The organism is Pseudomonas sp. LBUM1652 (assembly GCF_059716105.1).
This window is the reverse complement of record NZ_CP166804.1, coordinates 730,779-744,769: the sequence shown is the minus strand read 5'-3', so window position 1 is coordinate 744,769 and position 13,991 is coordinate 730,779. Positions and strand designations below refer to the sequence as shown.

5 protein-coding genes are annotated in these 13,991 nt (G+C 59.2%); 4 read left to right on the top strand and 1 reads right to left on the bottom strand.

Translation table 11 applies throughout. The annotated features are described in order from the left end of the window. The first annotated feature begins 44 nt into the window (after window positions 1-44). From purH to ACA069_RS03220, 4 genes are all read left to right on the top strand, one after another. Window positions 45-1,652: a bifunctional phosphoribosylaminoimidazolecarboxamide formyltransferase/IMP cyclohydrolase gene (gene purH / locus ACA069_RS03235; protein WP_401266010.1), complete on the top strand. Its 1,608-nt coding sequence runs from the start codon at window positions 45-47 to the stop codon at window positions 1,650-1,652. Between the two features lie 147 nt (window positions 1,653-1,799). Then, window positions 1,800-3,095: a phosphoribosylamine--glycine ligase gene (purD, locus tag ACA069_RS03230; RefSeq protein ID WP_489880653.1), complete on the top strand. Its 1,296-nt coding sequence runs from the start codon at window positions 1,800-1,802 to the stop codon at window positions 3,093-3,095. Window positions 3,096-3,194: 99 nt separating this feature from the next. Further along, window positions 3,195-5,972, top strand: coding sequence for a hybrid sensor histidine kinase/response regulator (locus tag ACA069_RS03225; RefSeq protein WP_497616293.1), 2,778 nt, complete (start codon window positions 3,195-3,197; stop codon window positions 5,970-5,972). 64 nt (window positions 5,973-6,036) lie between these two features. Continuing rightward, window positions 6,037-6,633: a MarC family protein gene (locus ACA069_RS03220; protein ID WP_187678526.1), complete on the top strand. Its 597-nt coding sequence runs from the start codon at window positions 6,037-6,039 to the stop codon at window positions 6,631-6,633. 79 nt (window positions 6,634-6,712) lie between these two features. Here the strand turns inward: ACA069_RS03220 and ACA069_RS03215 are convergent, their stop codons facing one another. Then, complete coding sequence (locus ACA069_RS03215) at window positions 6,713-13,774, bottom strand: TcdA/TcdB pore-forming domain-containing protein (RefSeq protein ID WP_497616291.1); 7,062 nt, start codon at window positions 13,772-13,774, stop codon at window positions 6,713-6,715. Between the last annotated feature and the right edge of the window lie 217 nt (window positions 13,775-13,991).

Here is a 13,991-nt window from a genome sequence, read left to right as displayed (position 1 = left end):
GTCGCCTTTTTTGCTGACTTCCTTTGCTTTTGATGGAAATTGAGATGACCGACCAGACTACCCGCCTGCCGATCCGCCGCGCCTTGATCAGCGTTTCCGACAAGACCGGGATCCTCGAATTCGCCAAGGAGCTTGAAGCGCTGGGCGTCGAGATCCTCTCCACCGGCGGAACGTTCAAGCTGCTGCGCGACAACGGCGTTGCCGCAGTGGAAGTCGCGGATTACACCGGTTTCGCTGAAATGATGGACGGTCGGGTGAAAACCCTGCACCCGAAAATCCACGGCGGTATCCTCGGTCGTCGCGGTATCGACGACGCGATCATGAGCGAACACGGCATCAAGCCGATCGATCTGGTCGCGGTCAACCTGTACCCGTTCGAAGCCACCATCAACAAGCCAGGCTGCGACCTGCCGACCGCCATCGAAAACATCGACATCGGCGGCCCGACCATGGTCCGTTCGGCGGCGAAAAACCATAAAGACGTTGCGATCGTAGTGAATGCCAGCGATTACGCCAACGTCCTCGAAGGCTTGAAAGCCGGCGGCCTGACCTACGCACAGCGTTTCGACCTGATGCTCAAGGCGTTCGAACACACCGCCGCCTACGACGGCATGATCGCCAACTACATGGGCACCGTGAATCAGGCTGCCGAGACACTGAGCACTGAAGGCCGCAGTGAATTCCCGCGCACCTTCAACAGCCAGTTCATCAAGGCTCAGGAAATGCGCTACGGCGAGAACCCGCACCAGAGCGCGGCGTTCTACGTTGAAGCCAAACCGGCCGAAGTCGGCATCGCCACCGCGACCCAACTGCAGGGCAAGGAACTCTCGTACAACAACGTGGCCGACACCGACGCCGCACTGGAATGCGTGAAGAGCTTCGTCAAGCCGGCCTGCGTAATCGTCAAGCATGCCAACCCGTGCGGCGTGGCCGTGAGCCCGGACGCCGAAGGCGGCATCCGTCAGGCCTACGAACTGGCCTACGCCACCGACACCGAATCGGCGTTCGGCGGCATCATCGCCTTTAACCGTGAACTGGATGCCGAGACCGCCAAGGCGATCGTCGAGCGTCAGTTCGTGGAAGTGATCATTGCGCCAAGCGTGAGCGAAGAAGCCCGTGCCATCGTTGCGGCCAAAGCCAACGTGCGCCTGCTGGCGTGTGGCGAGTGGTCGGCTGACCGCGCTGCGGCCTGGGACTACAAGCGCGTCAACGGTGGCCTGCTGGTGCAGAGTCGCGACATCGGCATGATCGGCAGTGAAGACCTGAAAGTCGTGACCAAGCGCGCACCGACCGAACAGGAAATCAACGACCTGATCTTCGCCTGGAAAGTCGCCAAGTACGTTAAATCCAACGCGATCGTTTACGCCAAGAACCGTCAGACCATCGGTGTCGGCGCCGGCCAGATGAGCCGCGTCAACTCCGCGCGTATCGCCGCGATCAAGGCAGAACACGCTGGCCTGCAAGTAGCAGGTTCGGTGATGGCATCGGACGCGTTCTTCCCGTTCCGCGACGGTCTGGACAACGCGGCCAAGGTCGGTATCACTGCGGTGATCCAGCCAGGTGGTTCGATGCGTGATGCTGAAGTGATTGCTGCGGCTGATGAGGCCGGCATCGCGATGGTATTCACCGGCATGCGCCACTTCCGTCACTGATACACCGGTTCAAATGTGGGAGCGAGCCTGCTCGCGAATGCAATCTGTCAGTCATAGCTGTTTTGACTGACACACCGCTTTCGCGAGCAGGCTCGCTCCCACATAAAGCGCTCCAGCAGCGCCTGACAGAATTTTGAGGTTTTTGAAATGAATGTTTTGATCATTGGCAGCGGTGGCCGTGAACACGCCCTGGCCTGGAAAGTGGCTCAGGATCCGCGCGTGCAGAAGGTTTTCGTCGCACCGGGCAACGCCGGTACCGCGATTGAAGCCAAGTGCGAGAACGTCGCCATCGACGTGCTGGCCCTTGAGCAGCTCGCGGACTTCGCCGAGAAAAACGTTTCCCTGACCATCGTCGGCCCGGAAGTGCCGCTGGTCGCTGGCGTCGTTGACCTGTTCCGCTCCCGTGGCCTGGACTGCTTTGGCCCGACCGCGGGTGCTGCGCAACTGGAAGGTTCGAAAGCCTTCACCAAGGACTTTCTGGCACGCCACAAGATCCCGACCGCCGATTACCAGAACTTCACCGAGATCGAGCCGGCCCTGGCTTATCTGCGTGAAAAAGGCGCACCGATCGTGATCAAGGCCGACGGCCTGGCGGCCGGTAAAGGCGTGATCGTTGCGATGACCCTGGCCGAAGCCGAAGACGCCGTGCGCGACATGCTTGCCGGCAATGCTTTCGGTGACGCCGGTTCGCGCGTGGTGATCGAAGAGTTCCTCGACGGTGAAGAAGCGTCGTTCATCGTCATGGTCGACGGCAAGAACGTGCTGCCGATGGCCACCAGCCAGGACCACAAACGCGTCGGCGACGGCGACAGCGGCCCGAACACCGGCGGCATGGGTGCTTACTCCCCTGCCCCGGTGGTCACTGCCGACGTGCACAAGCGCGTAATGGACCTGGTGATCTGGCCGACCGTTCGCGGTATGGCCGAAGAAGGCAACGTCTACACTGGCTTCCTGTACGCCGGTCTGATGATCGACAAGGCCGGCAACCCGAAAGTCATCGAGTTCAACTGCCGTTTCGGTGATCCGGAAACCCAACCAGTGATGCTGCGTCTGCAGTCGAGCCTGGTGCTGCTGGTTGAAGCGGCGTTGGCGCAGGCGCTGGACAAGGTTGAAGCGCAGTGGGATCCACGTCCGAGCGTCGGCATCGTGTTGGCCGCTGGCGGCTACCCGGGCGACTACGCCAAGGGCGCGGCGATCAACGGTCTGGACGCAGCGGCAAGCCTGGAAGGTAAAGTCTTCCACGCCGGTACTGCGCTGAAGGACGGTCAGGTCGTGACCGCCGGTGGTCGCGTGCTCTGCGCCACAGCGATGGGCGCCAGCGTCGGTGCAGCGCAGCAGCAGGCTTACAAGCTGGCCGCAGCGATCGACTGGGAAGGCTGCTTCTACCGCAAGGACATTGGCTACCGCGCCATTGCCCGTGAACGTGGCGAAACCCAGGAGTAAGCTGTCGCTCAGGTTCGGCGCGGGATGCAGTCCCTCGCCGGGCTGTTCCGCTGCCGCGCATCGTTATATTCTGGCATCAACCTACGAAGGGATTTCGCCGTGCGCTGGCTCAGGATTGCCATAAGCTTCACCGTCACGTTGCTGACCTTGCTCTGCATGCTCCCGGCCCAGGCCACGCAAGGCAGTGGCTGGTCGGTATTGCTCGACGATCAGGGCGACCTTCAGCTGAGCGACATCCGCTCTGCCCGCTACATCAATCAATTCAGCCCTATCGACCTTGACCGCCTCACCGCGGCCGGGCCCGAGGGTGCTTTGTGGCTGCGTTTCAAGCTCGCACCCGGCCAGCACGAACAAGTGCTGCGCATCTTCGCCCCGGATCTGTCCCACCTGAATTTGTACGTGCTGGACGGCGACAAGCTGATCGAGCAACGCAAAACCGGCACCGACCAGCCCCAAGCCGAACGGCCGCTGCCAAGCAGTGATTTCCTGTTGCCACTGCCCCAGAGTGACAAACCCCTCGACATCTATCTGCGGATGGTCTCCGACCATCAGTTGCGCCCGCACATCACCTTGCAATCAGCCGTGATGAGCGCGGCCAATCACAATCAAACGCTGATCTTCGGTTTGCTGTTCGGCTGCCTCGGCATGTTGCTGCTGCACAACCTCGTGCGCTATGCCTACTCGCGTTCGCGCAGTAGCCTGTGGCTGGCCGTCTGCGAAGGCCTGCTGGGGCTCAGCCTGTTACTGCTGCTCAATCTCGCCGGCCCGTGGCTGCCGAACTGGCACGCGATCCAGACCCCGGGCGCTTATCTGGCATTGCTGCTGACAGCCCCGGCCGGGCTGATGTTTGCACTGCGCTTCTTCGCCCCACTCGGCCCGCATCCGCTGAACAAACTGCTGCTGGGCGACATTCTGTTCATCGTGATTTGCAGTCTGTTGCTGTTGTTCGTCAACACCCTGCCGCTGAACATCATCACTTACGCGCTGGTGGCACTGGCCGGCCTGAGCATGTTGTTTGTCGCGTTCTATCACTGGCAGAAAGGCTACCGCCCGGCACGCCTGTTCGTCGCGGCGATGGTGGTGTTCAACATCGGTACATTGATCATTCTTCCAGCCTTGCTGGGGCTGACACTGGTCGCACCGCAAGGCCTGATCATGACGTTGATGGCGTTCATCTGTATCAGCGGCCTGTTGATGAGCATCGCGCTGGGCGAGCGTCAGCGCAGCATCACCGAAAGCCGCTTCAGCATCAGCCGCGACCTCGCCGCCAGCAATGCCGAGATCAACGCCAAGGCCGAATTCCTCGCCAAGATCAGCCACGAGATCCGCACGCCGATGAACGGCGTATTGGGCATGACCGAACTGCTGCTCGGCACGCCGTTGTCGGTCAAGCAACGCGACTACGTGCAGACCATCCACAGCGCCGGCAACGAACTGCTGACGTTGATCAACGAGATCCTCGACATCTCCAAGCTCGAGTCCGGGCAGATCGAACTGGACGACGTGCAATTCGACCTCAACGCGTTGATCGATGACTGCCTGAGCATCTACCGCGCCAAGGCCGAACAGCAGAACGTCGAGCTGATCAGCTTCATTCAGCCGCAAGTGCCGCGCGTCATCAGTGGCGATCCGACCCGCCTGCGTCAAACCCTGTTAAGCCTTTTGGAAAATGCCCTCAAGAAAACCGCCGAGGGCGAAGTGTTGATCGTCGTCGCCCTCGATGAGCGCAGCAGCAAACCGCGTCTGCGCATTGCCGTGCAGGACAGCGGCGTGCCGATGGAACAGGAGGAGCGTGATGCGCTCATGCACGCCGAACTTCACAGCAAGCACTTCCTCTCGGCCAATCGTCTGGGCGGCAATCTGGGGCTGGTGATCGCGCGGCAATTGATCCGCTTGATGAACGGTGAATTCGGCATCAAGAGCGGCGCCAATCAGGGCAGCACCTTGTGGCTGACCCTGCCGCTCGACCCTGATCGCCTCGAACACCCGACCTCTGATCTGGACAGTCCACTGCAAGGCGCGCGGGTGCTGGTGGTCGATGACAACGACACCTGCCGCAAAGTGCTGGTGCAGCAGTGCAGCGCCTGGGGCCTGAACGTCAGCGCCGTGCCATCGGGCAAGGAAGCGCTGGCCCTGCTGCGCACCAAGGCGCACCTGCGCGATTACTTCGATGTGGTGTTGCTCGACCAGAACATGCCCGGCATGACCGGCATGCAGCTCGCGGCCAAGATCAAGGAAGACCCGAGCCTCAACCACGACATCCTGCTGATCATGCTCACCGGCATCAGCAACGCGCCGAGCAAGATCATTGCGCGCAACTCGGGAATCAAACGCATCCTCGCCAAACCCGTGGCCGGCTACACCCTCAAGACCACCCTGGCGGACGAACTCAACCAGCGCAACAAAGGCCAGGTGGTGTTCCAGCCGCAAGTGCTCACCCCGGCCACAGCGGCCAAAGTGCCGAGCGACTTCCGCATCCTCGTCGCCGAAGACAACACGATTTCGACCAAAGTGATTCGCGGCATGCTCGGCAAGCTCAACCTGCAACCGGACACCGCCAGCAACGGGGAAGAAGCGCTGCAAGCGATGAAAGCCCAGCGTTACGACCTGGTGTTGATGGACTGCGAAATGCCGATCCTCGACGGTTTCTCCGCGACCCAGCAATTGCGCGCCTGGGAAGTCAGCAACCAACGCATCCGCACGCCGATCGTTGCGCTGACGGCGCACATCCTCGCCGAACACAAGGAACGCGCACGCCAGGCAGGGATGGATGGGCATATGTCCAAGCCGGTCGAGTTGTCGCAACTGCGCGAGTTGATCGAACATTGGGTCGCCCAGCGTGACGAGCAGAATCGGACGACCACGCAACCGTCGTGAGCCGACAGACCCGGTAGCGCCTGATAGACTCCCCCACGACTTCCCTCGCCAGTGAGCTTGCACCATGCTCCACGTGTTATTCAGCGTTTACCTGAAGATGCTGGTGCTCTACAGCCCGTTCTTCGTGTTGTCCTGTTTTATCAGCCTGACCCGTGGTTATTCGCGCAAGGAGCAACGCCGCCTGGCCTGGAAAGTGGCCATCGCCACGCTGGTCTCCAGCGTTTTGCTGTATTTGTTCGGGCGGGTGATTTTCGATGTGTTCGGCATCACTGTGGATGCGTTCCGCATCGGCGCCGGCAGTGTGCTGTTCATCTCGGCGCTGGGCATGGCGCAAGGCAAGTCGGTGGTGCAAAGCGACAACGTGCAGCAGGACGTGACTATCGTGCCGCTGACCATTCCGCTGACCGTCGGCCCCGGTACCATCGGTGCCTTGCTGGTGATGGGCGTCAGCCAGCCGCACTGGGACGACAAGCTCACGGCAATCATGAGTATTGCGCTGGCCAGTTTTACCGTTGGTGTGGTGCTGTACTTGTCCAACCGCATCGAACGGATTCTCGGCGACCAGGGTTTGCAGATTGTCAGTCGCTTGATGGGATTGTTCGTTTGCGCACTGGCGGCGCAGATCATCTTCACCGGGGTCAAAGGCTATCTGGTGCCCTGAGCCTCGGCGCCTGCGAGAGTCGCCTGACAGTAAAACGCCGCGAACGATACCGTTCGCGGCGTTTTGTTATCCGCCGGTTTTAGCGGGCGGCCGGCTCTGCGAGTAGCGTTTGCGGGGTGACGTTGGCCGTGCGTGCCGTCCTTGCCTGCAACCGCTGCACCCACGCAGAAATAGCGTGGGATTGCTGCTTGCCAAACGCCAGGAACACTTCACCGCGCAACGCCGGATCAGGGGAACACACATCACGGAAAATCAGCGAGTGTTCACTCTCAGGGTCAACGATCACCAGATGCTCCTCAACGATCTCGAACAGCAGCTTTTCCGGCGATTCAAAATCCCAAAGCAACTTGCCCGGCACTGCCGGCACTTCTCCCAACGCATGCCGGCAATCGACGATGACAGCATCCAGTCTCTGCCAGGCAGCCTTTGACAAATGACAGGTCACGCCGCCCTGCCCCAGTCGCACAACCAACGTATTGATGTCATCGGCAAGCAGCGGTAGCAGATCATTCATTCTGTTATGACCTTCAACGGTCAAGACGTGCCCATCGCGCTGGATGTAATCGAACGGCCCGATGCTGTGCTTGCCCGGATAAACCTGCACCGTTCCCTCCCGGCGCTGATGCAACAACACCTTGAACTGATTCCGGGTGCCCAGCATTACAAAGTCCGTGGGTAAATCGGTGGCGGCAATACTCACCAGTCGGGCGCTTTTCACGTCATACCATTGCAAATGATCTGGCCCGGACGCCACGGACACGAAGTCACCATGATCGGCACAAGCCAACAAGGTTTGCAGGCGTTCGATCAGAGGCGCGCCCTGCGCAGTCACCCAGCGACTTTCAACACCGATGACCACCGGCGCCTGCTGATGACCCAGTCGCAGCGTGACACCCTCAACAGTGGTGCCCTGTAACCCGGCGCCATCGACTGTCACCTCGGCAAAATGCCAGGCGCTCCACACCCGCTCGGGAGCCGGTAAAGCATCGCGGTGCAATAGCTGCTGACCCTCGCCAAACGCGCGATCAAGCTGCTGCGAATCGACGAACGCCTGACGCCAGATTTCACCATCGGAAACACTGAACAACCAGGCCGTTCGATTATCCGGCGCCATGCCAAGCACGCGCACTGGCTTGTCGCGCCCCGGATCGCATAACAGCACGCGGTTGCTCATATGCCAGGCACTCAGTTGGCCATCACCGGCGGCATTGCGTAATCCGACAATCGCAAACCGCTCCACCGGGTAACGTTTGGAAATCGGTTCCAGTGCCTGCCACCAATGTGCACGCCCCTTGAGCCACTGCTCGCCGACACCGTGCAATTGCGCCTCACCTTGTGCGGTCAGGTTAAAGAGTCGGCCCTCTTCATCCAGTATCAGGTAGCCGTTCTCCACCGCCACAATCTGCTTGAGCCCTTCTGGTTCGACCCAACGATGCGACCACTGCTGCTTGCCCGGCGCCACGTCGCGCTGCAGTCGGCAAAGAACCTGGTCGAGGCGGTTGTAGATGAAATACACATCGCTTGCGCCCGTCATCGGCAGCAGCACCAGCTCGGTCAGATTCTTGATCGAGTCGGGCCAGCCACGGGCATGGCGAGGAAGCGGCAACGGGTGGATCAACAATCGATCACGGCTGCGAACCCATACGATGTCACGTCTGTCCGGTTCGAATTTCCAACTGACCGAAACGTAAGTCGCCGGCTGCCAGTCAACCGTCGTCGCACCGTCCCGTTCCGCACTGGGACGAGCCATCGTGTATTTGCCCAGCACCGTCGACCAGTCGGCCAGCGACTCGTGGGCGAACACGCTCGCTTGCAGCTCCCGCGCCATTGCATGGGTGACGGAACTCAGCAGCAACTGCTCCTGATGAATCAGGTAATTGAACCGGCGAGTGCCATAAGGGCTGCTGACGGTTTGTATCAAATGAATCACGCCGTGCTCATCGACTTCGACGGGGCCAATCGCACTTTCGCCCTCCGGCACCAGCAACCGGTATTGAACCTTGAGCAGCCCGCTGACCACATCGACCTGCCAGATGTTATAGCTGTCCGCCAGGTAGAAATAAGCAAATCCATTGGCCACCAAGGCCAGTTGCGCGTCCTCGGTATCGGCGATTTTCTCGTTGCGAATATAGAGAAAACGCTCTTCCCGGGCGTCATACCAGGCGGTGGTGTAACGCGGCTCCTGCGGCGATTCGAACGGGATCAACCAGTTATGAACCGGTGTATACGGCAGCACCAGACGATGCTCTCGGGCGAGGGTTTTGTAGTGTTCGAGCAACGCTTGTTCATCGAGCCCTTCATGCGCGCTTTGTTCAATGATGTTCACCTGACGCTTGCCGAAGTCAACGCTGAAGAGTTGCTGATTGGCCGTACGGATCAACACCGAGTGGCGTCCATGGCCGGATATCTTCAGGTGAACATCGCCGATGTACAGCTCGCCATACAGCTCGACCCGGATGTTCTCTTCATTGGCCCAGCCAGCCTGCAGCACCCAGCGGCCCTGCTTCTGACTCGGCGTGTGCAATTCGATGCTGGCGCCGTGATTGAGCAGCACGGAACAGGACGCACCGGCGCTGGAGATCCGATATGACACCTTGCCCCGCCAGGCAGTCGGCAGCAACGGCACTACCAAGGTGCGTTCGACCGCATCGAGGTGAACGTCGATGACGGTGTCGCGATACTCGGGAAACAGACGATGAACAATGTAATGCGAAGGAAACGAGTAAAACGAAAACAGAAACAGCCATTGACCATCTGCCAGTTTTCTCTCCAGGCGCCGGGCGGTATCGAAACCGCGATCATGCCGCCAAGAGGCAAATGGTAGCGCCTTGTACTCATACCCATAACAAGTCTGAGGCGTACACGGCAGGACGATGGTTTGTCTGGCAGCCGGTAAGAACTGGACCTGTCCGGGCAAGCCTAACTGCTGACGGATATTGACCGCCCGATCGTAATCGGAGTCGAAATCCGGGACGCCGAAATGGTCGCGCAATGGGTAGAGCTTCTGGCTGTCGAACAGCACCTTGCCAGCGGTCAGATCAATGCTTTTGACAATCAGCGACGGGTGCGCGACCCACGCCCCCAGCGCGTCATCGAAGCGGTAACCGAGCCCGCGATAGGCGCCTTCCATGTCTGCAAAAAACGCCCCGACATCCTGGGCGTTGCGCGCAATACCGGCAAACCCTTGGGCGAGCGCCGCGACACCGACCGCCAGCCCGCCCAGAATCACGCCGGCACCACCCAACACTGCAGCGGCGGTGGATGCGCCTGCCACGGCGGCACCAACCCCCCCGGCAGTCAATGCCAGGCTGGCCGAGTCAAAGGCCAACTGTGTCCCAAACTGTGCTTTTTCGACGTCGTTCTGTGCGCTCGCCAACTGGTAGATATCAAAACCAACGTTTGCCAGCCCCAGCACGGCGCCGACACCTTCATTGGCCGCATGTCCCAACGCTTCGGTGACGACCGAGGCACAGGTGCGGGCGATGATCTTCTCCTCCCCCAGCGCAGTTTTGACCAGTTGAATCAGACCGACTACATCTACGACATTGCCATGCACCAACTGCGCGTAATTGAGGTAGGCGTGCAGGCGCACCGCTGTGGTCAGCGTCCGATCCTCGCCTTCACGTCCACGCAAGGCATTCATCAGTGCCTGAATCGAAAACCCTGCGTTCAGGGTATGAACAGCGCTGGCCTCGGTAGGGTCCAGTACACCGACGCTGTCGATCGGTTTGCGTGCCAGAGTGGAGAACTGCTCGGACAGCCAGTTCTTGATCCGCAACAATCGGTGGTCATCACTGACCACTTGAACCACCTGTTCGGGCATCGAGGGGTCGACGAGGCTCAGCCGATATTTGCCTTCGGCGGTGATCTCCAGCGTTTCGAACAACGGCACCAACGGCGTGACCGAGGGATGCAGCTCTTGCAGCGCAGTGGTAGCGCCGGCGATCTGCTGCCCCCACCAATGGCCATCCAGCCCAAGCAAGCTGGCACCCAAATGCGAATTGTCGACCAGCGATCGACCATGGGCACTGTTCAGGCGCTGACGCAGCTTGCCTGGCGGTTGACCCGGTAGCGGATCGTTCGTCAGCACTTTCGCCACATCGATCTCGCCGGACAACGGCAAGGCCGCTACTTTTGCGCCATCCAGTTCAATCAGATCGAAGGTCGGACGGACACTGCCACCGTACGCGGCATAGTATTTGGCCATGCCCACTTTCAGAAAAAAGTGCTCGAGCGCCCGCTTGAACATGGCGGGGCTTTCAAATTCGAACAGACCGAAGTTGGGGTCGTAAAAATGATAGAGGGCTTGCGTACCCACAACGGTTTTCGCCACCAGCATCGAGTGGTTGTCAGAGTTGAGCATTAATGTTCGGGGGCTGGCATGGTTCTCCAGTGCAGCGGTGACCTGTGTCAGATCAGCACGACTGAGCGTCGTTCCCACTTCGCTCAGTTGAGCGCTTCGCAGCTCCTCCAGCACTTGCACGAAAGCCTGCGAATCACTCTGTTGCGGCTCAATGACGGACAGATAAAAACGTTCACGCAACCGATGTGAAGCCACTTCCCCGGTTGCAAAAGCGGCGGCCATCATCAGTGCCAAGGGATAACAGCGCCCACCGATGGCTTCGCCGGCGCCACCCAGCAATAAATCCTGCGGCACCGGTTTTACGCTGTTGGCCTCGATCTGGCCGAGCACCTGATCCATCCGTTCGCTGATCTGCAAGCGATGCTCAAGGGTGGCTGTCTGTTGAATTTGCGCGGCGTATCGGCCCCACTGCTGAAGTGTTTGTGCCTTCATCAGTGCGGCTTTTTTCAGATCCAGCGCGCTGATCGATGCGGCCGACTCTGCGATATCGCCGGCAAGACCGCTAAGAAACTGCGCATCACGACGGCTATAGAGGTGTCTTTCAATGACTGCATAACGATTCGAAGCTCCCAACTCACGGACACTGTTGGCCAGGTTGTCCAGTTCGCCACTGAAGCGGTCGAAGTTCTGGCTGTGCAGTGAATCAATCCCCAGCAACACGCCCAGTGACAGACGTTGCAGTGGCGTTGTCTCGACGAGAGACAGTTCGCCATGGGCCAGCGCACTCAACACTTCATCCAGCCCCAGACTCCGGAATCGCTGATCGTTGAGAAAAACCGGAGGCCGCGCATTGAGTGGCTGATTCCTGATCAACTGACGCTCGGCAAAACTCAACGGCAACAGCTTCTCGAACCTGATTGCACCATCATGCCCCTTTCGCATGGCCTCAGTGAACGGTTCGCCAAGCCCGTCGACCAGACGCTGTAATACGTCAGTCAATAGCACCGCTCTACCTTCAATCACCGGCCAGCCTTGTTCGAACTCAATGATTGAGCCCTTGAGCAACTGTGCGATATCGCCCTTATAGCGGGTCGTGTACTGACCTTGCTGCCAGCGCGCCTGCTCGTCCTCCACCCATTTCACCGGATCGTTCGCGTTGTCTTTCCAGGAGTGATCCAGCTCTTCTTCGGTGGCACGGTTGACCGACGCATAGCGCGCAATGGCCGCTTCGGCGCGGATCATCTCGGCCTGCCTGGGGGTCAGGTGTGCCTTGGCGTAATCGACCATGCCGTCGCGTATCGCGCCGGGGCCGGTCAGATAGATGGTGCCTTCACTCTGAGGACGGATGCCGTCACTGAAGTAGCTGGCGGCGGCACTGGCGAGGAAGCCTGCGAGGATCTCCTCCTGATTCGGCAGTTCACGCAGCCGGCCGTAGGTTTTTTCCAAAACGGTCAGAGCCAGTTGCAGCACACCGTCGAAGTCGGTCAGTGCGACATTGCGTTGCGCAGCCATCTGAAGTGTCTCGTCGACCAACCGGTAATTGAAGCGGATGCGCTCGATCACCGCTTGCAGCGTCGCCGACCCGGCATGCGCCATCAAGAAAGCATTGGTCGTCGAACTGCCTTCGGCCACCGCACGCAACATGAACGGTCGCGCCAGCAAATCGGTCGGTGCCTGGAAAACCTGACTCAGTGCCGGGCCGCTTTTGGCGAACGCTTCAAGCGTCGCAAGATGCTCTGCCGGAATGCTTTTGGCGTAACTGTTGGACGACTGACGGCCCGGCATCCATTCGGGGTTGTGATTGAGCAGCAACTGCAGAATGCCCAGACGGGCGTCGACGCTCAAAACACTGAGGTCGACACCGCTCAGGTTTTCCACCAGAGGCGGCAAGTTGTCGACATCGGCATAGCTGCCGCCTTCCCCATGCAGGACTTCGGCACGCACGACATCCGATGCGGCCGCCAGATTGCCGCGCAAGCGGATTTCCCGTTCATAGATATCTTGCAGTTGTAATGGCGTTGTCGCGTTGTCGAGATCACGCAACTGCAGATCCCCCCCCAGCATGCCTTGCAAGCTGCTGCGATTTTGTTCTCTGAGTGCTTGCAGTTGCGCCTCGTCCTGGCCATAGGCGCTAACCAGCAAATCGATGCGGGCGTCATCGGCGGATTTACCGTTAGCCACGGCGGCATCGATGTGCGCCTGCATCTGCTGCTTAAGCACAATGGCGCGCGCTTCGTAAAGATCGGCCAGTGCATCTTCGGCAATTGTTTTACCTGCGACCTGCGCCAAGGCATCCGCCTTGGCCGCCTCGACAATCAGTTTATTGGTCTGATACGCCAGTAACGCGTCACTGTCGAACCAGAGATTAAGGGTGTAACCCTGCCCGGTGAGTACCTGTTTCCAGACATTGAGGTAGTCACGCTGGATGGGGCCGACGCCGCCACCGAGCCAGACGAAGTGCAGGGTCTTTGGAACGGGTGTCGGTACAGTTTTAATCAGTTCGACGCCGAGATGAACGCGTGATTCGAAGGCTTCAACTTTGTCGTAAATCCGCGAAAGCTCTGCGGCCGGTTTTTCGATCGTGGCCACCGGCGGTTCCAACTCCCGCCGCACTCGACTATTGCCCAACAGTTGTTCCAGTGTCTGGCGCAATAATCTCAGTGGTTCAATCAACTGCTGCGTATCGGTGGCACTCACACAGGCGGAGTAATAGCGCAACAGCGCTTCATAATGCTTACTTTCTTTATGCAGCGACAGTGTGCGCTCGAAATCCGCACGCCTGAACAGCTCAGAAAAGTTAACGTAATTATCATTACTTGCACCTTCAACATTTGACATGACTTACCCCAATGACTTTCACAGAACATTCAAGGGCCAAGCTAGCCACTAACAAAATCAAAACTCAAACGAGATAAAACTCAATTTCTTTCAAAGACCAGAAACACCAAACAACGCATCTGCACGAAACAATAATAAATTTCACTCTGTATATTTCACTGCAACCTCTCATGGGGAGAACACCAATAAAACCTGAGCAACAGAACACAAATTAAAA